The 22379-nt window shown below is 64.0% G+C and carries 24 protein-coding genes and 1 other RNA gene; 8 read left to right on the forward strand and 17 right to left on the reverse strand.

Annotated elements, in window-relative coordinates; genetic code table 11:
- The first annotated feature begins 134 nt into the window (after window positions 1–134).
- On the forward strand, window positions 135–347 hold the full coding sequence (locus tag XaplCFBP3123_RS01220; RefSeq protein WP_104532458.1) for a hypothetical protein: 213 nt from the start codon (window positions 135–137) through the stop codon (window positions 345–347).
- A 266-nt stretch (window positions 348–613) separates the two neighbouring features.
- Here the strand turns inward: XaplCFBP3123_RS01220 and XaplCFBP3123_RS01225 are convergent, their stop codons facing one another.
- The 6 genes from XaplCFBP3123_RS01225 to hrcA all read right to left on the reverse strand — a co-directional run bounded on the left by XaplCFBP3123_RS01225 (window position 614) and on the right by hrcA (window position 8001).
- Entirely contained in the window at window positions 614–1741 is a 1128-nt protein-coding gene (locus tag XaplCFBP3123_RS01225) for a prephenate dehydrogenase (protein ID WP_104532459.1), read from the reverse strand.
- Window positions 1738–2646: a pyridoxal kinase gene (gene pdxY / locus XaplCFBP3123_RS01230; RefSeq protein ID WP_104532460.1), complete on the reverse strand. Its 909-nt coding sequence runs from the start codon at window positions 2644–2646 to the stop codon at window positions 1738–1740. Before pdxY ends, XaplCFBP3123_RS01225 begins: the two co-directional genes overlap by 4 nt.
- Before the next feature lie 339 nt (window positions 2647–2985).
- Window positions 2986–4116 (reverse strand): molecular chaperone DnaJ, encoded by a 1131-nt coding sequence (gene dnaJ / locus XaplCFBP3123_RS01240; RefSeq protein ID WP_039511676.1) that lies wholly within the window; start codon window positions 4114–4116, stop codon window positions 2986–2988.
- A gap of 143 nt (window positions 4117–4259) precedes the next feature.
- Complete coding sequence (gene dnaK, locus XaplCFBP3123_RS01245) at window positions 4260–6188, reverse strand: molecular chaperone DnaK (protein WP_104532462.1); 1929 nt, start codon at window positions 6186–6188, stop codon at window positions 4260–4262.
- Between the two features lie 142 nt (window positions 6189–6330).
- Window positions 6331–6849 (reverse strand): nucleotide exchange factor GrpE, encoded by a 519-nt coding sequence (gene grpE, locus XaplCFBP3123_RS01250; protein WP_010366360.1) that lies wholly within the window; start codon window positions 6847–6849, stop codon window positions 6331–6333.
- Between the two features lie 99 nt (window positions 6850–6948).
- Window positions 6949–8001, reverse strand: coding sequence for a heat-inducible transcriptional repressor HrcA (gene hrcA, locus XaplCFBP3123_RS01255; RefSeq protein ID WP_104532464.1), 1053 nt, complete (start codon window positions 7999–8001; stop codon window positions 6949–6951).
- 116 nt (window positions 8002–8117) lie between these two features.
- Between hrcA and recN the strand changes: the two genes are divergently transcribed.
- Window positions 8118–9782, forward strand: coding sequence for a DNA repair protein RecN (gene recN / locus XaplCFBP3123_RS01260; protein WP_104532465.1), 1665 nt, complete (start codon window positions 8118–8120; stop codon window positions 9780–9782).
- Window positions 9783–9894: 112 nt separating this feature from the next.
- On the opposite strand, the gene fur is transcribed toward recN, so the two are convergent.
- Window positions 9895–10305 (reverse strand): ferric iron uptake transcriptional regulator, encoded by a 411-nt coding sequence (gene fur / locus XaplCFBP3123_RS01265; RefSeq protein ID WP_016901564.1) that lies wholly within the window; start codon window positions 10303–10305, stop codon window positions 9895–9897.
- A 105-nt stretch (window positions 10306–10410) separates the two neighbouring features.
- Here fur and XaplCFBP3123_RS01270 point away from each other — a divergent pair, with 105 nt between their 5' ends.
- Complete coding sequence (locus XaplCFBP3123_RS01270; protein WP_016901565.1) at window positions 10411–10806, forward strand: outer membrane protein assembly factor BamE; 396 nt, start codon at window positions 10411–10413, stop codon at window positions 10804–10806.
- A gap of 269 nt (window positions 10807–11075) precedes the next feature.
- On the opposite strand, the gene XaplCFBP3123_RS01275 is transcribed toward XaplCFBP3123_RS01270, so the two are convergent.
- Both XaplCFBP3123_RS01275 and XaplCFBP3123_RS01280 read right to left on the reverse strand, forming a co-directional pair.
- Window positions 11076–11351, reverse strand: a complete 276-nt coding sequence (locus XaplCFBP3123_RS01275) for an RnfH family protein (RefSeq protein WP_104532466.1) — start codon at window positions 11349–11351, stop codon at window positions 11076–11078.
- A gap of 2 nt (window positions 11352–11353) precedes the next feature.
- A complete protein-coding gene (locus XaplCFBP3123_RS01280) occupies window positions 11354–11785 on the reverse strand; it encodes a type II toxin-antitoxin system RatA family toxin (RefSeq protein ID WP_104532467.1) in 432 nt (143 codons plus the stop codon).
- A gap of 60 nt (window positions 11786–11845) precedes the next feature.
- On the opposite strand from XaplCFBP3123_RS01280, the gene smpB reads away from it, so the two are divergent.
- Window positions 11846–12349: an SsrA-binding protein SmpB gene (gene smpB / locus XaplCFBP3123_RS01285; RefSeq protein WP_039520446.1), complete on the forward strand. Its 504-nt coding sequence runs from the start codon at window positions 11846–11848 to the stop codon at window positions 12347–12349.
- Between the two features lie 145 nt (window positions 12350–12494).
- Here the strand turns inward: smpB and XaplCFBP3123_RS01290 are convergent, their stop codons facing one another.
- On the reverse strand, window positions 12495–14813 hold the full coding sequence (locus tag XaplCFBP3123_RS01290) for a S8 family peptidase (RefSeq protein WP_104532468.1): 2319 nt from the start codon (window positions 14811–14813) through the stop codon (window positions 12495–12497).
- Window positions 14814–15091: 278 nt separating this feature from the next.
- Here XaplCFBP3123_RS01290 and ssrA point away from each other — a divergent pair.
- Both ssrA and XaplCFBP3123_RS01300 read left to right on the forward strand, forming a co-directional pair.
- Window positions 15092–15488: a transfer-messenger RNA gene (gene ssrA / locus XaplCFBP3123_RS01295) on the forward strand.
- 155 nt (window positions 15489–15643) lie between these two features.
- Entirely contained in the window at window positions 15644–16873 is a 1230-nt protein-coding gene (locus XaplCFBP3123_RS01300) for a tyrosine-type recombinase/integrase (RefSeq protein ID WP_104533227.1), read from the forward strand.
- A gap of 66 nt (window positions 16874–16939) precedes the next feature.
- Here the strand turns inward: XaplCFBP3123_RS01300 and darG are convergent, their stop codons facing one another.
- The 5 genes from darG to XaplCFBP3123_RS01325 all read right to left on the reverse strand — a co-directional run bounded on the left by darG (window position 16940) and on the right by XaplCFBP3123_RS01325 (window position 20365).
- Window positions 16940–18010: a type II toxin-antitoxin system antitoxin DNA ADP-ribosyl glycohydrolase DarG gene (gene darG, locus XaplCFBP3123_RS01305; RefSeq protein WP_104532469.1), complete on the reverse strand. Its 1071-nt coding sequence runs from the start codon at window positions 18008–18010 to the stop codon at window positions 16940–16942.
- Window positions 18010–18654, reverse strand: coding sequence for a type II toxin-antitoxin system toxin DNA ADP-ribosyl transferase DarT (darT, locus tag XaplCFBP3123_RS01310; RefSeq protein ID WP_104532470.1), 645 nt, complete (start codon window positions 18652–18654; stop codon window positions 18010–18012). The genes darG and darT overlap by 1 nt, the downstream gene beginning before the upstream one ends.
- A 186-nt stretch (window positions 18655–18840) precedes the next feature.
- Window positions 18841–19074, reverse strand: a complete 234-nt coding sequence (locus XaplCFBP3123_RS01315) for a hypothetical protein (RefSeq protein WP_104533228.1) — start codon at window positions 19072–19074, stop codon at window positions 18841–18843.
- Window positions 19075–19204: 130 nt separating this feature from the next.
- Window positions 19205–20131, reverse strand: coding sequence for an SOS response-associated peptidase family protein (locus tag XaplCFBP3123_RS01320; RefSeq protein ID WP_104532471.1), 927 nt, complete (start codon window positions 20129–20131; stop codon window positions 19205–19207).
- 9 nt (window positions 20132–20140) lie between these two features.
- On the reverse strand, window positions 20141–20365 hold the full coding sequence (locus XaplCFBP3123_RS01325) for a hypothetical protein (protein WP_104532472.1): 225 nt from the start codon (window positions 20363–20365) through the stop codon (window positions 20141–20143).
- A gap of 61 nt (window positions 20366–20426) precedes the next feature.
- On the opposite strand from XaplCFBP3123_RS01325, the gene XaplCFBP3123_RS01330 reads away from it, so the two are divergent.
- Both XaplCFBP3123_RS01330 and XaplCFBP3123_RS01335 read left to right on the forward strand, forming a co-directional pair.
- Window positions 20427–20630 carry a hypothetical protein gene (locus XaplCFBP3123_RS01330; protein ID WP_104533229.1) on the forward strand — a complete coding sequence of 68 codons (204 nt, stop codon included), beginning with the start codon at window positions 20427–20429 and terminating at the stop codon, window positions 20628–20630.
- 265 nt (window positions 20631–20895) lie between these two features.
- Complete coding sequence (locus XaplCFBP3123_RS01335; protein WP_104532473.1) at window positions 20896–21339, forward strand: hypothetical protein; 444 nt, start codon at window positions 20896–20898, stop codon at window positions 21337–21339.
- Here the strand turns inward: XaplCFBP3123_RS01335 and XaplCFBP3123_RS01340 are convergent.
- Window positions 21333–22079 (reverse strand): hypothetical protein, encoded by a 747-nt coding sequence (locus tag XaplCFBP3123_RS01340; protein ID WP_104532474.1) that lies wholly within the window; start codon window positions 22077–22079, stop codon window positions 21333–21335. The two genes, XaplCFBP3123_RS01335 and XaplCFBP3123_RS01340, sit on opposite strands and share 7 nt — an antisense overlap.
- Window positions 22079–22378 (reverse strand): hypothetical protein, encoded by a 300-nt coding sequence (locus XaplCFBP3123_RS21140; protein ID WP_146091252.1) that lies wholly within the window; start codon window positions 22376–22378, stop codon window positions 22079–22081. Before XaplCFBP3123_RS21140 ends, XaplCFBP3123_RS01340 begins: the two co-directional genes overlap by 1 nt.
- Window position 22379 lies beyond the last annotated feature (1 nt).

Genomic DNA, 22379 nt, shown 5'->3' on the forward strand with positions numbered 1-22379 from the left:
TCGTCGAGCGTTTCCGCAGTGCGCAATGACGCCTGGGTAACACCTGCCTGCGCATGCTCGCCTGCACCGGTCAGCGCCGGGCGTGCGGTCCCCGGCGGCTCGCACTGCGACCCTGGAATCTTTCGGAGGTGCGTATGTCTTTCCGGCAATTTCCCGCAACCGGTGCAGATGGCGAGTCCTACGTCATCATCGAATTCCGCGACGAGCTCGAATCCGGCGGCGGGCAGCAAGCCCACACGCAGGCGCCCGCTAGACCACGCTACGAACTTCCCGATGGCCGCCGCCTGCAACGGCAAGGCCAGCGCTTCATCACCGATGGTGGCGAGCTGCGCCTGTCGACGCCCTGAGATGGCGCTGGTCATTTTTTGATCACCCAGGCCTCAACCGTTGCAGCGCAATGGCTGCGCGCAGTTATCCACATGCTTGTGCCGGCTTCATCCACATCCTGTGTGGATGAAACCGGTGTGCATTGCTCGGCATTGCGCCAGCGACAATCACTTTCACTCTCGGCTCATCGCATGCGGTGTCGGTCAGCCAATACATGATCGCTGCCGGACGCTACGCTGATGCCGACATCGACATCGCGCAGGCGCACGGCTGCCCTGCATTGCCGCTACCCGATGCGATCGAAACGCTCCAGCACCCGCCCGATGCCGCTGCGATCGATGTCGCTGGCTGCCTGCGCCAGCGCCGCGCGATCGCTGACCGGCTCGAAGCCGATGCGGAAATGCAGCTCGCCCACCGGCGTGCGCGAAGAGTGGATCGACGACAGATTCACCCCATGCTGCTCGAACACATGCAGCAGCGCACGCAACGAACCGGGCTGGTCTTCCGGCAGATACACGCTCAGGGTCAGCGGCTCGGTGAGGTCTGCCAGCAGATAGCCCACGCGTTCGTAGGTGTAATTGCCGGCAGCGAGCGACTCGCCACGTAGCGCCTGCGCGTTGTCGTCCAGAAACCGGGCGCGAAACTGCGCGCGCGCCGCATCGTCGCCTTGCGCGACCAGGGCGCGCAATTCCTGCAGTTGCAGCAACAGCCGATCGAGCATCTCGCCGACATAGGGATTGCCGAACTGGATGTCTTCATAGATCGCGGGGTTGAGCGAGAGGATGCGCGCGATCACCGCGGTATCCAGCTCGAACGAGGCCGAACGATATGGCATCAGCGCGCGCAGTTCGCCGAGCAGGGGCGCGTAATCGCGCAAGGTGCCGGCCTGCGCCAGATGGGTAGCGTGCACCATCGCCTGCACCAGCGCCATCACGCGGTCGTGGTGCTCGGGTGTGGCGTACACGCACTCGGCCTGCAACGCAGTGCACAGCGCCTGTACCCACGTGGACCACTGCTGCAGACGCGCCTGGCAGACCACCATCACCCGCCCTTTCAAGGTCGGCGATTTGGGCGGTGCAGTCATCGGGTGCAGGCCGACGACCTCGGCCGGCGAGGCCAGCATCGCGGCCACCGGCGCCTGCTTGATCGAGGTGATATCCATCCACAACTGCGACGCCGCACGCGGGCCGGCGAGGTCCACATAGCGTTCGATCAATGCGGCGGTGTGGCGGATCGGCGCAGAAAAGATCAGCACGTCCGCACGCTGCGCCAAGGTGGCTTCGTCCATGTCGCCGTCACCGGCCGGATCGAAGCCGATTACCTCCAGCCGTAGGCGCGTGCGCAGAAACTGCGCCAGCCAGCGTCCATAGGCGCCGGCGATGCCGACGATGCCGACCACCGGCTGCGCCATCATGCCAACCGCTCGACCGCAAAGCGCGGCGCCGCAGCGAGTGCGGCCGGCGCAGCGGCCAGCACATCGAACTCTTCGAAGCCTGCAGCCAGGGTCGCTTCCAGTGCGCTATGCACGCCGCTGAGCGCATGTCCCACCGCCTGCTCGAACGGCACCTCGCGCAGCAGGAAACCGATCAGCAATGCCATCAGCACATCGCCGGTGCCGGCCACATCCACCGGCAGATGCGGCGTGGCCCAGCGATACACCGCCGTGTTGCTCACCGCCAGGGTCACCAGCTCACCCGCCGCACCGGCCACGCTGTGCGCAAGCACCCAGTGTGGACCGCGCGCCAGCAATGCGTGCGCGGCAACGATGGCGTCGTCCTGCTGCAGACTCGGCAAACCGGTCAGGCGCCCGAGCTCGAACGCATTCGGCGTCACCAGCCAGGCATGCGGCAACAGCCGCTCGGCGAAGACGCGCTCCAGGCCGGGTTCGACATACGGGCCGGTGTGCGTGTCGCCGATCACCGGATCCAGGCAATAGCGCAGCTGCGGCGCCTGCGGCAGGGTCTGCTCCAGCCAGTCGGCGAATGCCTCGCCATTGGCCAGGCTGCCGAAGTAGCCGGAAACCAGCATGCGCGCACGCTGCGGCAGGCCGCGCTCGGTCGCCCCCAGCAGCAGGTCGGCCAACCAGTCGGCCGGCAGGATGCGGCCGCGCAAGGTGGCGTAGAACGGCGCATTGCTCAGCAGCGTGGTGGGCACTTCCGCCACCCGCAAGCCCAGCGCACGCAACGGCGGCATCGCAGCGCTGTTGCCGGCATGGCCGTAGACCAGTTGCGACTGGACCGAGATCACATCGATCGGCGAAGGACCCTCCGGACGCTGGCGGCGGCCGTGGACCAGATGACTGTCGGGGGCATTGTTCATCGCAGCATTTTACGCCAGCGCCACGGCGCGCCCACCGTCGATCGATGCGACCGTCGTCCGCTCGCCGCTGCGCGTACCGCCGCCAAGCCAGTCTTCGCCAGGCCGGTCCGTGCGCTGGCAGCAGTCGATATCGCCTCCGATCTGCGCGGGCTCCTGCCGCAAGAACGCAAATGCCGGCCCCGGGGCCGGCATTCGTCTGGAGAACCTCGCTCAATCGTGCAACTTTCCGGACATTCGGGAGCGGGCGTCCGCTCCCGCGAATCCCGAATCGCCAAAATGGCGCACCACTAGGCCACGCCGCCCTTGCGATTCCCCACTCCCGATTCCCGATTCCCGGCCTCAGGACGTCATCCGATCCCAGAAGCCCTTGACGCCATCGATGAAGGTGGCCGACTTGGGCGAATGCTTGCGCGCATCCTCGCCGGTGAACGTGGCTTCGAACTGCTGCAGCAACTCGCGCTGGTCGGCGGTCAGATTCACCGGCGTTTCGACCACCACGCGGCAATACAGATCGCCTTCGGTGCGACTGCGCACCGAGCGCACGCCCTTGCCGCGCAGCCGGAACAGCTTGCCGGTCTGGGTTTCGGCCGGAATGCGGATCTCCGCCTCCCCGCCCAGGGTCGCCACACGCACGGTATCGCCGAGCGCGGCCTGCGAAATACGGATCGGCACTTCGCAATGCAGGTCGTCGCCATCGCGTTGGAAGATCGCATGCTCGCGCACGCGCACTTCCACATACAGATCGCCCGGCGGCGTGCCGGCCGGGCCGGCTTCGCCCTCGCCGGCCAGACGGATGCGGTCGCCGGTATCCACCCCGGCAGGCACCTTGATCGACAGCACCTTGTCTTCCTCCACGCGACCGGCGCCGTGGCAGGTCTTGCATGGATTCTGGATCAGCGTGCCGCGCCCGTCGCAATGCGGGCAGCTCTGCTGCATGGCGAAGATGCCGCGCTGGATGCGTACCTGGCCGCGTCCGTGGCAGGTCCCGCACACTTCCACCTTGCCGTCTTCCGAACCGCTGCCGTGGCAGGGCTCGCACTCGATCAGGGTCGGGATCTCGATGCGGCGCTCGATGCCGGCAACGGCTTCTTCCAGATCCAGTTCCAACACGTAACCGACGTCGGCGCCGCGTCGCGCAGCGCGCGGACCGGCGGCGCCACCGCCGAAAATATTGCCGAAGATATCGCCAAAGATATCTCCCATGTCCGGGCCACCCGGCCCACCGCCACCACCGCCCATGCCGTGCTCGAACGCAGCGTGGCCATGCGCATCGTAGGCGCGGCGCTTGTTGCCGTCCGACAACACCTCATAGGCTTCCTTGCACTCCTTGAACATCGCCTCGGCAGCAGCGTCGCCGGGATTGCGGTCCGGGTGGTGCTTCATCGCACAGCGCCGATACGCCTTCTTCAGCTCCTCGTCGCTGGCGCCACGGGCAACGCCCAGCACTTCGTAGTAATCGCGTTTGCTCATGACAGGGAATCGGGAATCGGGAGACGGGAATCGTTCAAAGCGCACATCCTCAGTAAATCGCAATCGAAAGTGGAAGGGTCAGACAACGGGAAGGAGCGATGCCGCAGCACCGCTCCTCCCATTCTCGATTCCCTATTCCCCACTCACGCCTTCTTGTCGTCCTTGACCTCGGTGAACTCGGCGTCCACCACGTCGTCGGCGGCCTTGGAGGCCTGCGCGTTGCCGCTGGCCGCATCGGCGTTGCCGCCCTGCTCTGCCGCGGCGGCGGCGGCGTACAGCGACTGGCCGGCTTCTTCCAGGGTCTTGCTGCGGGCCTCGATCTGCGCCTTGTCGTCGCTCTTCATGGCGGTTTCCAGATCCGACAGCGCCGCTTCCACCTTGCCGATCACATCGCCACCGACCTTGCTGCCATGCTCGGTGATCGCGGTGCGGGTGGCGTGAATCAGGCCATCGGCCTGGTTACGCGCCTGCACCAGTTCCTGGAACTTCTTGTCTTCCTCGCGGTTGGCTTCCGCGTCGGCGACCATGCGCTGGATCTCTTCGTCCGACAGGCCCGAACCGGCCTTGATCTCGACCTTCTGCTCCTTGTTGGTCTTCTTGTCCTTGGCCGACACGTGCAGGATGCCGTTGGCGTCGATGTCGAAGGACACTTCCACCTGCGGCATGCCGCGCGGGGCAGGCTCGATGCCGGACAGGTCGAACTTGGCCAGCGACTTGTTGAAGCGGGCCTGCTCGCGCTCACCCTGCAACACGTGCACGGTCACGGCCGACTGGTTGTCCTCGGCGGTGGAGAAGGTCTGCGAGGCCTTGGTCGGGATGGTGGTGTTCTTTTCGATGATCTTGGTGAACACGCCGCCCATGGTCTCGATACCCAGCGACAGCGGGGTCACGTCCAGCAGCAGCACGTCCTTGACGTCGCCGGCCAGCACGCCGCCCTGGATCGCAGCGCCCACGGCCACGGCTTCGTCCGGGTTGACGTCCTTGCGCGGTTCCTTGCCGAAGAAATCGGCAACCGCCTGCTGCACCTTCGGCATGCGGGTCTGACCGCCGACCAGGATCACTTCGTTGATGTCGCTGGCGCGCAGGCCGGCATCGTTCAATGCGGTGCGGCACGGGTCGATCGACTTCTTGACCAGGTCCTCCACCAGCGCTTCGAGCTTGGCACGGGTCAACTTGATGTTGAGGTGCTTCGGGCCCGAGGCATCGGCAGTGACGTACGGCAGGTTCACTTCGGTCTGCTGGCTGGTCGACAGCTCGATCTTGGCGCGCTCTGCGGCGTCCTTCAGGCGCTGCAGCGCCAACGGATCCTTGCGCAGATCGATGCCCTGATCCTTGTTGAATTCGTCGACCAGGTATTCGATGACGCGGTTGTCGAAGTCTTCGCCGCCGAGGAAGGTGTCGCCATTGGTGGCCAGCACTTCGAACTGCTTCTCGCCGTCGACTTCGGCGATTTCGATGATCGACACGTCGAAGGTGCCGCCGCCCAGATCGTACACGGCAATCTTGCGGTCGCCGCCGTTCTTGTCCAGGCCATAGGCAAGGGCTGCGGCGGTCGGCTCGTTGATGATGCGCTTGACGTCCAGACCGGCGATGCGGCCGGCGTCCTTGGTGGCCTGACGCTGGCTGTCGTTGAAGTAGGCCGGCACCGTGATCACGGCCTCGGTGACCTTCTCGCCCAGGAAGTCCTCGGCGGTCTTCTTCATCTTTTCCAGCACGCGGGCGGAGATTTCCTGCGGCGCCATGCGCTTGGCATCGCTGGTCTGCACCCAGGCATCGCCGTTGTCGTGGGCGAGGATGCCGTACGGCACGTGCGAGATGTCCTTCTGCACTTCGGCGTCGGTGAACTTGCGGCCGATCAGGCGCTTCACCGCGTAGAAGGTGTTCTTCGGGTTGGTCACTGCCTGGCGCTTGGCCGAGGCACCGACCAGGACTTCGCCGTCCTTGGTGTAGGCGACGATCGAAGGCGTGGTGCGATCGCCCTCGGAATTTTCGATGACGCGGGCCTTGCCGCCGTCCATGATCGACACGCACGAGTTCGTGGTGCCGAGGTCAATACCAATGATCTTGCCCATGGATACGCTCCTGATGATTCTTTAGCTGTGTCCGGCGACGCCGGGTCTGGCTGAGATGTGGGGGTGGCGCGCAGGTGTTCAAGCCATCTGTGCGCATCTGTGTTCTAACCGCGCGCCCGGCAGTTCAGCCGGGCGCCGGCAATCAGTCGTGCTTGGCCACGACCACCAGGGCCGGGCGCAGCAGACGCTCGTTGAGCAGATAGCCTTTCTGGAACACCTGCACCACGTGCCCCGGGGCGATACCCTCGGCCTCGCCCTGGCTGATCGCCTGGTGCTGGTCCGGATTGAACGGCTGGCCGACCGGATCGAGCAGGGTCAGGCCGTTGTCGGCCGCGACCTTGAGCAACTGCTTGTAGGTCATGTCCAGGCCATCGCGCAGCGGGCTGGGCTCGGTACCGGCCGCGGTCAGGCCGGCGTCCAGGCTGTCGAACACCGGCAGCAGCTCGCCCAGCAGCTTCTCGTTGGCGAACTTGCGCGCGTTCTCGACATCGCGGGCGATGCGCTTGCGCTGGTTTTCCAGATCGGCACGCTCGCGCAGCGCATCGGCCTTGACCAGCGCGATCTCGCTGCGCAGCGACTCGATCTCGGCCTTGAGCGGATCGGTCTCGGGTGGGTTCTGGGACAGGTCTTCGGAGTCGAATTCGGGGTGGTCTTGGTTCATGTGCAGTTCCCGGGCAAGCGGAACGCCCGCCCCAACGTCACCCCGTATGTGGGCGGGCGCGCGCGTTTCAAGCAAAACGATCGTATCGATCGCTGCCGCTTATCGCGTGCCGGGCGGTTCCATGGCCGCGCCCAGCACCTGGGCGGCGGTCTGCACCAGCGGAATCACCCGGTCGTAGGCCATGCGTTTGGGCCCGATCACACCCAGCACGCCCAGCACCTGGCCATTGGCGGCATACGGCGCGGTGACCAGCGAGACATCGTCCAGCGACACCATGCCGGTTTCCTCGCCGATGAAGATGCGCACGCCCGGCGCCTGGATGGTGCGTTCGAGCAGTTGCAGGATCTCGCGCTTGCTGGCGAAGGCCTCGAATAGCTCGCGCAGCCGGTCCAGGTCCGACAGGTCCTGCACGCCCATCAGGCGGGTCTGCCCGGCCATCACCATGTCGTCGGCATCGGCCGGTACCAGCGCCTCGCTGGCCAGATCTACGCTGTGCGCCAGCAACTGCTCCATCTCGTTCTTGGCCAGGCGCAGCTCGCGCAGCAGCGAAGCGCGGATATCCGACAGCGCGCGCCCGGCAAACTGGGCATTGAGGTAATTGGCCACCCGCTCCAACTCGGCCGGCTCGTAGGCCCGGCGCGGCTCGATCACCCGGTTCTGCACCTCGTTGTCGGCAAACACCAGGATCGCCAGCACCCGCCGCGCGTCCAGCGCTACGAAATCGATATGCCGGAACGCGAACTGCTCGCGCCGCGGCGCGCTGACCACGCCGACGAAATGGCTCATCGCCGACAGCATCTGCGAGGCGCTGCCCAGCAGCGACTGGGTGCCGTTGCCGTTGGCCAGCTCGGCGCGCAGGCGCCGCACCTCTTCCTCGCCGGGCGGCTGCATCTGCACCAGGCTGTCGACGAACACCCGGTAGCCGTGCGCGGTGGGCACCCGCCCGGCCGAGGTATGCGGAGAGCTGAGCAGCCCCACATCCTCCAGATCGGCCAGGATATTGCGGATGGTGGCCGGGCTGACGTCCAGCCCCGCATGCTGGGCCAGCGTCTTGGAGCCCACCGGCTCGCCGTCGCGGATATAGCGGGCAATCAGCGTCCGCAGCAGTTGGCGTGCGCGAGGGTCGAGCGTTGGGGACTGTGACGCGCGCATGGGATCATCCGGTGAGACTGGGCATAGATAATGTCTGTCCCTGCGGTTGGCAAGCGTCTTATTCCCTGCCCGCCGCTCTCACCCTAAGCTTCCCCAAAGCGTTCACACTCGATCCCATGCTCAGACACCTCTCCATCAAGGATTTCGCCGTCGTCCGTGCCACCGAACTGGAATTCGGGCCGGGCATGACCGTGGTTTCCGGCGAAACCGGCGCCGGCAAGTCGCTGATGGTGGACGCGCTGGGCTTTCTGTCCGGGCTGCGCGCCGACAGCGGCGTGGTCCGCCATGGTGCCGACCGCGCCGAGCTGTCGGCCGAATTCCAGCTGCCGGCCCAGCACCCGGGCCTGACCTGGCTGTTGGACAACGAACTCGACGACGATGCGCAATGCCAGCTGCGCCGGATCATCCGTGCCGATGGCGGCTCGCGCGCCTGGATCAACGGCCGCCCGGTGACCTCTTCGCAACTGGCGGAACTGGCCTCGCGACTGGTGGAGATCCACGGCCAGCACGAACACCAGGCCTTGATGGCCCGCCATAGCCAGCTCGCCCTGCTCGACGCCTATGCCCGCAACGGCGCGCAGCGCGAGCAGGTGCGCCAGGCCAGCCAGCGCTGGCAGGCCTTGCTGGACGAGCGCGATGCGCTGTCCGCGCAAGGCGATGTCTCCGACCGCATCGGTTTCCTGGAACACCAGCTCGGCGAACTGGAACGCGAAGACCTGGACCCGGCCGCGATCGCCGCGCTGGACGTCAATCACCGCCGTCAGGCGCATGCCACCGCATTGATCGGCGCCTGCGACAGCGTGGCCCTGCAGCTCAATGGCGACGACGGCACCTCGGCGCTGGGCCTGCTGCAGGACAGCCGCCACGACCTGGCGCGCGTGGCCGAGCACGAGCCGCGCCTGGGCGAGGTCGATGCGCTGCTGGACAGCGCCGTCATCCAGATCGAAGAGGCGCTGGCCCTGCTCGACCGCGTGCGCGACGACCTGGAGGCCGACCCGGCCCAGTTCGAGGCGATGGAGCGCCGGCTCGGCCGCCTGCACGATCTGGCGCGCAAGCACCGCGTCGCCCCGGACGAACTGGCCGCCCAGCGCGACCGCATGAGCCTGGAAGTGGACAGCCTGCGCGGCGCCGACGAGCGCCTGCAGCAGCTGGACAAGCATATCGAGGCGGCGATCGGCGTCTGGCGCAGTGCAGCCAGCACCCTCAGCGCCAGCCGCACTACCGCTGCCGAGGCCTTGTCGGCCGCCACCACCACGCTGATCGGCGAGCTGGGCATGGGCGGCGGACAATTCCAGATCCAGCTGCAGCCGCAGGATACGTTGCGCCCGGATCCCAACGGCGCCGAGCGGGTGGAATTCCTGGTCGCCGCCAATGCCGGGCAGCCGCCACGCGCATTGCGCAAGGTCGCCTCCGGCGGCGAGCTGTCGCGGATTTCGCTGGCGATCGAGGTGGCCGCACTCGGGCTGGACAGCGTGCCGACCATGGTCTTCGACGAAGTGGATTCCGGCATCGGCGGCGCGGTGGCCGACATCGTCGGGCAGAAGCTGCGCGCCCTGGGCGAAGAGCGCCAGGTGCTGTGCGTGACCCACTTGCCACAGGTGGCCGCCAAGGGCCATGCGCATTATCGTGTCAGCAAGGCGCCGGTGGACGGCATGACCCAGAGCGCGGTCGAACTGCTCGGCCCGCAGGCCCGCCAGGAAGAACTCGCACGCATGCTGGGCGGGGTGGAAGTCAGCAAGGAAGCCCGCGCGGCGGCACGCAAGCTGCTGCAGAGCGCCTGAGCCGCCAGGCGCATTGGCGGCCGCCATCGGGATTGCCCAGCCCGCCGATGGCGGCAAACGCACAAGGCGGCCGAAGCCGCCTTGTCGCTACCACCGTGCCACTGGCTTGCCGTCAGCGCGGACGCTTCTTGCGCACGTACAGCACCAGCGAGTGCTCTTCCAGCTCGTAGCCATGCTGGGCGGCGATCTGCCGCTGCAAGGCCTCGATCTCTTCGCTTTCGAACTCGATCACGTGGCCGGTATCCACGTCCACCATATGGTCGTGATGGCCGCCGCGGTCCAGCTCATAGACCGCCTGGCCGCCTTCGAAATTGTGCTTCAGCACCAGGCCGGCGGCCTCGAACTGGGTCAGCACCCGATACACCGTGGCCAGACCGATTTCGTCGCCATGGTCGAGCAGCTGCCGATAGATGTCTTCTGCGCTGAGGTGGTGCTGGTTGCTCTTCTGCTCGAGCAACTCCAGGATCCGCATCCGCGGATGGGTCACCTTGAGCCCGACTTTGCGCAGGTCGTGGGTTTCCATATGTTCTCCGTTCATTGGCGATTTAGCGCCAGCTGCCTTCAAACGGGTCGCGGCGACCGGCGGGAGTGTATCATCGGCGTGATTTCCTCAGCACTTAAATACCCGATGCGTAATCTCCTGCTGGTCGCCGCCGTTGCTCTTTCCACCGCTGGCTGCGGCATCATCTACAAGCAGCCGATCTACCAAGGCAATCTGATCAAACAGAATGCCGTGGAGCAACTGCAGGTAGGCCAGAGCAAGCAGCAGGTCAGCGCGTTGCTGGGAACCCCCTCGATTCCCGACCCGTTCCATTCGCAGCGCTGGGACTACACGTCCACCCAACGCGTGGACCGTCTGGCGCGCACCGAGGTCAAGAACTTCACCGTGTTCTTCGAGAACGAGCAGGTCGTGCGCTGGGAAGGCGATTATTTCCCGTCCCAGGACGAGCAGCTGGCCAAGTCGGCGCCCAAGCAGTTTGGCCGCAATCTGGCCCGCGATAAGAAGAAGCAGCGCGGCCGTTGATGCGGTTGCTCGGCGAGCTTGCGCTCGCCTGAGTGCTGGTCGACCAGAAAACGCATCCGTCTAAACGGATGCGTTTTTCATTTGTCTGCTCGGAAAGACGTGTTCGATCAGGGACCGCAGCGCTGACCTAGATACCGATAGCTGGGGCTTGTCGTCGTCAGGCGTCTCGCGTCGACATGCGCTTGCCCAATCCGCCGGGTGCATTCACGGTTGAATCGCCACCGGAAGAGTTCGCTATGCCGCGTGCGCATCACAGCTCAGACAAGCAGCTATCCGTTGGGGCCGGTTTTTTTGCCTGGTCCGGCACGGCGACGCCGCGCCTCCTTCGGATCCAGCAACAGCGGCCTGAGCAATTCGACCCGGTCGCCGTCGCGCAGCACCTGATCCGCGCGTGCGACAAGCCCATGAATCGACTGCGCCGCGGGTGGTCGATCCGGTGCCAGACCGGACGCTGCAATCGCCTCGGCCACGGTGGTGCCCTCGGCCAGCTCCAGCGACACCGAACTGCAGCGGTCCGGCCAGGCCAGCACGACGTCGACGCGCATGCTCAGACCTCGCCGCGATCGGCGACCCGCACGAAATCGTTGACCATCCGATCGGCCAGGCCTTGAAAGCCCAGCGCCAGCGCCGGACCCAACAGCCGCGAGCTGGTTTCCACTTCCAGGGTCAGGCTGACCTTGCAGGCGTTCTCGCCCAGCGACTGAAATTCCCACAGGCCTTCCAGCCGCTTGAACGGCCCGTCGCGCAGATGCATGACGATGCGCTGCGGACGTTCGAGCATGTTTTCGGTGGTGAACCAGGTGCGGAACGACCCCAGCCCAAGATCCAGCCGCGCCACGATATGCGCCTGGTTCTGTTCAAGCACCTGCGCAGCATCGCACCAGCCGAAACGGCGCGGATAGGCGGCAACATCATTGACCAGGTCGAACATGCGGGTGGCGCTGTGTTCGACCAGGGCGCTGCGACGGATGGTAGGCATTCGCTAACTTGTGAAAGACAGAAGATCGTTTGATGACGCCGAATCGGCGACAATAGCGGCATGAGCAAGAAACCAGCCAAGGATAAAGCAAACGGCGCGACGGCCACGAAAACCATCGCGCTGAACAAGCGTGCGCGCTACGAATACCACCTGGAAGAGCGCTACGAAGCCGGCCTGGCGCTGCAGGGCTGGGAAGTCAAGGCAATCCGTGCCGGGCGCGCCAACATCATCGACGGCTACGCCTATGTGCGCTCCGGCGAGATCTTCCTGATCGGCGCGCAGATCACCCCGCTGATCCAGGCCTCCAGCCACACCGTGCCGGTGGAACGCCGCGACCGCAAGCTGCTGCTGCACCGCCGGGAAATCGACAAGGTGTTGAGCAGCGTCGAACGCGACGGCTACACCCTGGTGCCCACCGCGCTGTACTGGAGCAACAACAAGGTCAAGCTGGAAATCGCACTGGCCAAGGGCAAGCAGAACCACGACAAGCGCGACGCCGCCAAGGACCGCGACTGGCAGCGCGACAAGCAGCGCGTGATGCGGCGGCATAACCGCGATGCTTGAATGGGGAATGGGGAATGGGGAATGGGGAATCGCAAGAGCTGGGCAGGCTCGCTGCGTTGACCTCAACTTAGCTCAGGACGGGGTATTGCCGGATCCGTGAGAAGCATCGTGCTTTTACGATTCCCGATTCCCGATTCCCGATTCCTCACGTCGCCCCAAGCATCCGCATCAAATTCGGCACCCCCCTGCCCTGCACATAGCGATCGCGCTGCAGGTCGGTGCAGGTGTCCAGCATCAGTTGCTTGACCCGGTCCGGGAAGCCGATGAACTCGCGGCGTGCGGAGAGGAATCCGGCCAGCACGCCGGAGACGTGCGGTGCGGCCATGCTGGTGCCGCTCATCTCCACCATCAGGCTGGCCGGGTCGTTCAGGTCGAAGTCGTAATAGGCCGACAGGATCTTTTCGCCCGGCGCCACGACGTCCGGCTTGCCGCGCCCATCGGCGGTCGGTCCGCGCGAGGAAAAATACGACACGCCGTAGTTGTGCGGGCTGCTCTTGTGCACCGAGCCGACCACGATGGCGTCTTCCAGATTGCCCGGGTCGCTGATCGACAGATCCATGTTGGCCGGATACGCATCGCCGTCGTTGCCCATCAACCACGCCAGGCCCTCGTTGCCGGCGGCCACCACCACCAGCACGCCTTGCCGCCATAGCCGCCGCAGCTCGTTGCACAGCGGCGTAAAACCGCAGCCATAGCTCTCCGGATCGAAGTAACCGCCAAGGCTCAGATTGACGCCATGGATGACCAGCTCGCCGGCGCGCTCGTTGATTGCCGCCACCTGCTGCACCGCCTTGATCATCCACGAATCGCGGCCGTTGCCGGCATCGTCCAGTACCTTGAAACCGTAGAGCTGGGTATCCGGCGCCATGCCGGCGAACTCCAGCGGCTTGCCCGGGTTGCCCTGCGCGTCGGCAATCACCGCGCGGCTCTGGCCGGCGATGATCCCGGCGATATGCGTGCCGTGCCCGTGCCGATCCAGCCGGGCGAAGGCATCGCCGTCAGCGCGTGTCAGTCGCTTGGCTGCGCCGCGACGCGTGCAATCCCATTGCGCCACCACCGTGTCGCGCTCGCCCTTTGCGACGAAATGCGGATGACTAGCCGCGATACCGGTGTCCAGCACTGCCCAGCCGATCTGCTGGCCGCGTGCGCGATACGCGGTGCGCGCCGCATCGGCATGCAGGACATTGCCGGACACGTTGATCAACGCGCGCTTGCCGGCATCGCGCCACATGCGCCGGAATCCCAAGGCCCGGTAGCGGTCCTGCAGCGATTCGATCTCGAACCGCGTCAGCCGTGCCGACACAAACCGCTGCAAGCCATCTTCCAGCGCGATCGCCTCGTCCAGCGCTTCGCCGCTCAAGCCGGTGGTGCCTGCAGCGGCCTGGCGCAGTTGCGCCAGCAGCAGCGCACGCGTGCCGGCCGGATCGTCGCCCGACACCCGCCGATCCAGCTCGATCAGCACCTCGTGCCGGTACTCGGCGCCATGCGCTTCCAGTTGCTCGCTGAGATCCTTGATCAACACGGCGTTGGAGACCGGTTGGTCGAAGCCGACACCCACCGCTTCGCGCACCGCCGCGCGTACCTGCGGGATCGACAGATAGCCCGAGCCCGAATGCGCGTTGCGCTGCCAGTCCGGGTTCAAGCGCGCACCCGCGAGGTTTTCGAAGCGTCCCTTGGCATTGGCGATGTCGTCGCCGAGATCCGGATCCAGCGCAATCGGGTCGCGCGTATCGGCCACGTTGATCCAGCGCCGCACGCACGCGGGAAACGGCAGCTTGCGCGTGCCGGTCCAGCGTTTGAACATGCTGCGCACCTGCGGCAGGCCCAGTGGCGAGCCCAGGGTCAGGAACAGGCTGACCTCGCACTCGGCAGCCTGGAGCTGACGCAGCACGTCGAAGGCGATCATCGACCCCTGGCTGTGCGCGACCACCACAAACGGCCCGCCCCCCGAGCGCAGGCGCTGCACCAGGCTGTCGCGCATCAACGCTGCACGCTCGGGCACGAAGAACAAATCGTGCACGTCCTGCAGCAGCGCTGCGGAGATCAGCCGCAGCAGCACCCGGTTGATCGCATCGATAGGGCCTTTGGCCTGCACCTCGCCGGCTGCCGGCATGGCGGGCGCGGCATCCAGCTCGTCCAGCAATCGATGCAGATCGCTGCGTTCCTGCTCGCTCTGCGCCAGGGCGTCGGCGAGCAGGTGCAAGTCCTGCTCGCCGGGCACCCACCCAAGCGTGCTCAAGGCGCGTTGCACGCTCTGATTGAGCGCCGGGCCGACATCGCGCGCATCGCAGTTGCCGGGTTCGGCAACCGGATAGCGCTCGCGATTCACCCAATACGCCAGGCGCGTGCGCTCGCCCATCGGCCGCCCGAACAAAGCCTTGTCCCATTGACAGCGCAACACCTCGGCCGGCGGCTTGTTGCCGATGCCATGGATGTAGATCACGGTACGCGCCTTGCCCTGCACGCGCGTCAATGCGGTGTCCTGCGCCTGCTGCTGCGGGGCCCTGACGGCGCGCCTAGGCTTGGCTGCGTCGACACCGGGTGCGCGCTTGCGAGGCGCGCTGCGCGCTGCGCGCCTGCCGCGAACGAGGGGGCTTGCCTGTCGCCATCGCTTCGCTCCTTGATTACCAGACTATTCCGTCCGATAGGACTGAAGCCACTGTAAGCGCTGCACGTCTCACCACTTGTGACAGGGCGCCCCGATCCCTACACTGATCAGGTCAGCGTTTTGATGCTTTCCCCGGGGGTGCACTGGTTTCGACGGGGGTCGCGAAGTCGCTTGGCGCATGCCGAGGGGGCAGCTTTCCTCGTTAATCCAGCAGCAAACTTTTAGTTGCCAACGATGACAACTACGGTTCGGACTTCGCTATCGCCGCTTAATTGGCTTTAGTTGTAGTTCTACAGCCGCCTAAGGCGAACCCCCGAACCTACTTGTGCCCGTGCTCGTAGGTGTAGGGTCATTATCACGGAACCATCGGTAGTGGCTGCCTGTCAGCTACCGGTTAGATAAAGCAGGCTGGTTTCCAGGTGCGCTTTGCCAACCGTGCTGCCTGGAAACGAGATCTAACGGAGGGCTAAGCATGTAGTGCTGGGGATGGAGTGCTTCCGGACGGCGGTTCGATTCCGCCCACCTCCACCAATGAGCGGATCTTGAAGATCCGAAGAAGGCCGGGAACCCCCGTAAATCAAGGGTTCTCGGCCTTTTTTATGTGCACTGCGGTGCGCAAGTGAACGTCGCAGGATCGGAGACTCTGGGGGCATATTTTGGGGCACCTGCCCCCAACTGCCGACCAGATGCCCCCACTGACCGATCTCGCAATACGACGCGCCAAACCTGCCGCGAAGACCCAACGCCTGTATGACAGCGACGGCTTGTACCTGGAGCTGTCGCCGAAGGGCGGGCGCTGGTTTCGCCTGAAGTATCGATTCGGCGGCAAGGAAAAGCGGCTGGCCCTCGGCGTCTACCCAGAAGTGCCGCTGGCACTGGCCAGGCAGCGGCGGGACGAAGCACGCCAGTTGGTGGCTCAGGGTATCGATCCGGGCGAGCACCGGAAAGCAGCAACGGCTGCGCGTGCAATCCTCGACGCCAACACTTTCGAGGTGATCGCCAACGAGTGGCTGGAGAAGCGCAACTGGGTGGATGGGTACCGCGTGAAAGTCGTCGGGTGGTTCACGAACGACGTGTTCCCCTACATCGGCGCGCGGCCGGCAGCGGAACTGGAAGCGCCTGAATTCCTGGCGGTGGCCAGACGCATCGAGAAGCGCGGCGCCTTCGAGTCGGCGCATCGGATCATGCAGAACTGCGGCCAGGTCATGCGATACGCCATCGCCACCGGGCGTGCCAGCCGCAACCCAGTGGCGGATCTGCGCGGCGCGCTGAAGCCAACGCCCGAACGCCACCTGCCGGCAGTGACGGATCCGGACGAGCTGGGGCCGCTCCTGCGCGCCATGGACGGCTACAAGGGCAGCCATGTCACGCGCTGCGCTCTCGTGCTGGCGCCGCTCCTCTTCGTACGTCCTGGCGAGCTACGGCAGGCCGAGTGGTCGGAGTTCGATATCGAGGCCGCTCGGTGGAACATCCCCGCCGAGAAGATGAAGATGCGCCAGCCGCACGTTGTCCCGCTCTCGCGCCAGGCGCTGACTGTCCTGGCGGACTTGCAGCGGCTCACCGGCGCCGGCCGCTACCTCTTCCCCAGCACCAGGACGAAGCTGAGGCCGATGTCAGACAACGCGGTGAACGCAGCTCTGCGCCGCATGGGCTACGAGGTAGGCACGGTGACCGGCCACGGCTTCCGCGCCACAGCCCGCACGATCCTCGACGAGATCCTTGGCTTCCGGCCGGACATCATTGAGCACCAGCTGGCGCATGCAGTGAAGGATCCCAACGGCCGAGCTTACAACCGCACGACACACCTCGCGGAGCGCGTGCGCATGATGCAGCGCTGGGCCGACTACCTTGACGAATTACGCATGAACCCCGTCGGTAGCGCCAGTTTTCATGCGGGGCGGGATCTCAGCCGATGAAACGTGCATTGCATCTTTGGTGGCCTTTCGCTGCCACCTCACGCACCACTTGCCCTCGCCCATCTTTCAATGAACGACGCTTGCAGCCTCTGTATCCCATTTAAAATTTTTAAGCCTTTCCCAAGCACGCTCAATATGCTCGGTCTTCATGAGGCGAGCTTTTCTAGTGTTCCAAGACCAAACCTCTTTAACAGCCACCTCAACCGACTCAGCAGCAAGAGGTGATTGCATCATGACCCAATGCACAGAGCCCAGTAACTCAAGACCAAAAGGATCTTCATAGCCCTCTATCAATGCAGCCACTCTTTCCATTCTTTCCTCGGTAGCCAACCTCCCAGCAAGAAAACTGGAGGCTTCTTCCGCGGAACCGGGAATCAATTCTATTTGCTTTAGCGGCGTTTCGTCGCCATCCCCAAATCCTTGAAGATAGTGCCCCTCAAGCTTGTTGAGGACAAAGCGTAGATTATTAGAATAAGGGCCGTACGTTCCTTTTGTATATTTAAGTCTCAATGGCTCACCAGCCTGCTCTAGAAAGTACATCAATTTATGCACTTCTAACAAACGCACCATCGGGTCTAGCAAAGCTGATCTATATTTGTCGACAAGAGCTACTACCGCAGCACCACCCGGCGTAAGCGGCTTCTTGATAGTACGGTTCGGCATGTCTTCTGCAGGGGGAGCCCCATCTGGAGAAAAGAGCTCAACCCGAACGTTTTCAAGATGCCCCAGGGCGCGCTCTATCAAGGGACGAACATCGCTCCATGCCAGTCCGCCGTATCCACACCCAAGAGGGGGAACGGCGATCGACTTCAACTCGTAGCGCTTAATTACGTCCACCAAATCTACGAGGCCATCCTCGATATCCTCGATTTTGCTCTTCGATTTCCAGTGTTTTTTCGTTGGGAAATTGATGACAAATCGCGGCCCGCCGCCCAACTGGCCAAGTTCGACAACTTGCATTTTACCGAGCTGCATTTGACCCAGGTCGCAAGCTGCCCTGTAATGATCATACATTTTTGGATACGCGCGCTTGAATTGAAGAGCAATGCCCTTGCCCATCACCCCTTCCGTGTTGACGGTGTTGACAAGCGCATCAACGTTTGCCTTTAGGAGGTTGCCTGTCGCGATTGTAATCATTAGTAATACCAACTCGGAATAACTTTAACTTCAGGCCGATGAGAATGCGGACCAACATCAATGATTTCTCTAACTCTGGATGCTATCGATTTACTTCGACAACCTATACCTACAAACGCTTCCCACGGCACCAGATCTCTAACTAAAAATTCAGCAGCCTTTTGGTGTTGCTGCCCACTCCAGGAGGTCGCCTTTATCGCCGCCCAATTTAGCTGCTTAAAGCCAGCTTTGCTATTGTAAAACAATGCATGAGCAGCTGAAGCATTCCCATCGCTAATAGCCCATTCCCGTCCAAGCTTCATGAGAGCAGAAGTTCTAGTTGCGAGATGCAAAATAGTCTCTTGACAACCCTCTGGACGCCCTGTGTTTCCTTTGTTTATGGTGTACAGCATCACTGACCTCGGGCAGTAGTAGAACGGCACGAACTCTCCTACAAATGCCTGCCCTTGAGCACAGCTCACTCTACATACCTCAAGCCGCCGTTGCTTGATGTGCGAGTATCCAACCACAGTAGGCTCATGACCATTGCGAGCCAGATATCCATCAGAGTACAGCGCGCCGGTCTGAATGATGGCGGGCAGGTTCTCGATATCCGTAATGTGATAAGCAGCCGGATCATCAGGGGTGAGACTGTCGTTTGCCATAAGTACCTTCGAGACCGTCTGCTATGTATAGTCGATTACACAGACAACGCAAGCTCGACCTGTGCCCCTCGCTCGTGTCACTTGACCAAGGAAGGGGTCCAAACTCACAGAGGTCAGCATCCGCACGTTGGTTAGATCGTATCGTGACGGCTGCCAGCTGCCTGTTGGGCGCTCTGGGAGGGCGAGCTACTCCGACGAGCTGAACGCAAACTCAGCTGCAACCTCGAAAGCCTGAGCGATCGGCAGCGTTACCGCCGGCGGTATCACCGGGCTTCCCGCGACCTTCAGCGACACGTCGGCCTCACTCGCCCCATTGCGCCGAATCCTTGCCAGGACTTCTGAGTCCCCTGGACCGACACGCAGCACGTGCCATTCTTCCCGTTCGAATTTCTCGCCGATGACAGGGTTGTTCCAGTTCATACCGCGAGGGAGAACCGGTAGCGTCACACCTTCGGGAGCAATGACGCTGGGCTCCTTAGATCGCTGAAGCGCGGCGCGGTGCGCAGATCGGGATGGCATGGCTATCTATCCTGGTTGTGGCTGCTGTGGCTCAAGCCGCCAGCCGATGCTCGTAGAACGGGTGCCGCTTGTCGTCGAAGATGGCGTACAGCGCGTCCAGGTTGCTCGGATCCGGATTGAGCCAGGCGTCGACGTGCTCGGGCTTGATGTTGATGATCGTCCGGTCATGGCCAGCGGCGGCGACCTCCGGCTCCGGCTCATCGGTGATCGCGGCGAACGACAACAGGTCGGGTTCGACGCCTGCGAGATCGCGCCAGTGCGACCAAAGGCACGCCACCAGCATCGGCTCGCCGGTGCGCGGCACGAACTCGATGCGCTGGTTCTGCCCGTCTGGGCCTTCGACGTTCTCGTAGAACCGGTCGGCCACCATCAGCCCGTGGGTGTAGCCGAACTGTCGGCGCCAGAACCCTTCCAGGTTGTCGCGACGGGCGTTGTAGGTACCGGGAAATTTCCGGTCGTACATTGCCGGCGTGCCGGCCGGGCGGCACTGGTAGCGCATCGGCTTGACGACACGCTGGCCGTTCTCGACGACCAGCACCGGGCAGTAGACGCCGGGGAATATCCGGCTGTCGTCCTGGCCGCGCGTACCCTTGAGCGTGTCGAGGCGCCGCTGCGCCTGCAGGATCTTGTTCGTGCCGATGCGCACGTCCTCGCGCGCCTTCTTCGTTTCCCTGACCTGCAGTGCCCGCTCGGCATCGCCGACACGGCGCTTCTGGTCGAAGATCTCACGGGTGAGCGTGTCAGCCTCGGCGGCGTCCGCCGCGCGCAGGTTCTCCTGCAGGTCGGGCGGGCCAATCTCCAGCAGCTCGCGTACCATCGCGCGTGGCGCCTTGACCCGTCGCGCCTGGGCACCCTCGCCCCACCAGAAGGTTTTCACATAGGTGTCGATGTCCATCACGGCGCCGAACGCCCGCTGGAACTCTTTGAACTCGGCTCGGATCAGCGCGGAGTAACACATGGCCGCCTCTCAACAGTCGCGGTCGGTATCTTGGAGGCCATACCAAGCCAAGATCTCATCGAGCCGCCGGGAGACGAATTGGGCATCCTCGCCCGTGATGGCGCCGTCCTCAATGACGTCCGCCATGCCGGCGAAGGCCTGCCAGAAGTGGCAACGGTCGGGGCTGCTTTTCAACAGCGCCGGCACCGCGGCATCGAGATTTTCCAGATGGGTTCGGAGTTGGGCTCTGTCCATGCCCGCAGTATCTGCACGGCCGTCTCAGGGTGTGAGACAGGGGGACGTAGAATCTGCCGACATGGACACCCCGCCCCCCAGCCTATTCGAACAACTGCGGCAGCGGCTGGCGTGCGCGCCAGAGCCACTGGAAGTGCTCAATCAGTTCGAAGCAGAGCTGCTGTATGCATTCCCTGCCGAGGCGACGGTGATTGTCGAGCTGGTCGCGTCCTGGGGGCATCGTCTGGGCGTGCTCACACACGACGACCTTCAGGGCTACGTCTAGGGGGCCGGCTTGGCGCTGCTCAGGCGCCTCGCGGGTTGAGCGGCCATCTTGGCACCGCGACCGGCAGATGTAGATTGGCAGCGATATGGGATTTCACATATCGGCCAGTTCCGCACGATGGCGTCGGATTTTTCCGAGCGGATGACGCGTGCAGGCATAGCTCAAATGAACGTTTTTTTGCATGTGCGGGCCATGCATCTTGGCCTTGCGCCGAGATGACCTCGCGCCGCCGGCGCTGACCGGCGCAGCACATTCGGAGAACGTAATGCACGCACTGCTGATCACCGCCGCCGCGGCGCTTATTGGCGTCGCCATCCCCGCCGCTGCCGGCGAATCAAGTCAGTTCGGCCGCACCGTCCAGCTGTACCAGGAAACGTCTAACGCCGGCGAATCGCTGGACTCCTTCGTCTCCCGCATCGCGCCGCGCGCCCGCGCCGCATCGGTGACTTCCCAAACCATCGTGTGTGGCCAGATCCAGGGCGCCGGCCCCTACACCCTGGCGCTCAAAACCGACGGGCGAAAGGAGTGGTGCGAGGTGCCGAAGACCGCCGCGCCCTATGTGCTGGTCAACGGCATCGCGAAGGACGCGCGCGAGGACCACATTCCGGCCATCTATTACCGCCGGCCCGGCTACCTGATAAGCCCCTGGAGCATCAAGTTGCAAGACCGCAACGGCGTGCGGCGCGTAGCCGGCGCGCCGGCTCAGTAATTGCGGACGTTGAGCAGCAGGCAATCGACCTGCATGGTTCCGTATGTGCCTGAGGGCGCCGGCGGTTGTGTTCCCGTGCCCTGCTCGTGCACGTAGAAGGTGTTGATGCCCAGAGCAGAGGCAACCCCTGGCCGATAGCGGACACCCGCGACGTAACCGAGCCTGTCCATCACCCAGCCACCGCCAGGGCCGCCGCCACCGCCACCGCCACCAATCATCCCGCTCACGATCGTGAACGATGCACCGGTGTGGCCAAGTGCGATTGCGACCCCGTCGGCCTGCGTCGGGAAGTCGGCCTGACTGGTGCCGGCGGTGGTGCGCATCCGCCCGATCACCCGCATGTACTTGTAGCGGCTGTCGAACGCCACCTTTCCATTTGCTGCGTTGCGGAAGCGCACGCCTTTGCTCATGACGAAGGCCATCTGCGCCACGTCCGTTGTGTCGAACACGTAGTAGTCGATTGGGACGTTGGCAGATTCGCAAACCAGGTCGAAGGTGAAGGTGCTGCCACTCTGCGCGCGACGACGCAGGCCAACGAAAGACGAGCAGGTCACCGCGATCAGCGGCGTATTGCCGCCGCCTACGGTAACCGTGGCGAAGCCAATCCCGCTGTTTGGGTTGGCCGAATTGAGGCCCGCCGTGGTGACAGTGCCCTTCTGCTTGAGCGCTAGATTCTCGTAGCGCTCGTCAATTTGAATAATGCCCCCAGTCTCGGTCCGGGCTCTTACACCAAGCACCATCAGTACCTCCCGTAGGTGAGCAAACCACCAACCTGCGTGCCCATGTTGCTGCCGCCACCGTATCTCCAGCTGATCGTGCCAGCCTGCTCGTCGACGGTGAAAAGCGGCGACTGAGCCAGGTCGGCGCTGCTGCTGGCTGAAAACCAGTAGTAGATCTCGTTGGTGCCCAAGGTCGGCACGGACACAGAGCCGCTTGAACCTGCGGCAATGGCGACAGCACCAAACTTGCTTGGCATACGAGTTGAGATGTCTACTAAAAGAGTTCCCGCCAAGTCGCGTTGACGAATTCCGAAGGCCATC

This window comes from Xanthomonas arboricola pv. populi (assembly GCF_002939945.1).
Lineage (GTDB): Bacteria > Pseudomonadota > Gammaproteobacteria > Xanthomonadales > Xanthomonadaceae > Xanthomonas > Xanthomonas arboricola_A.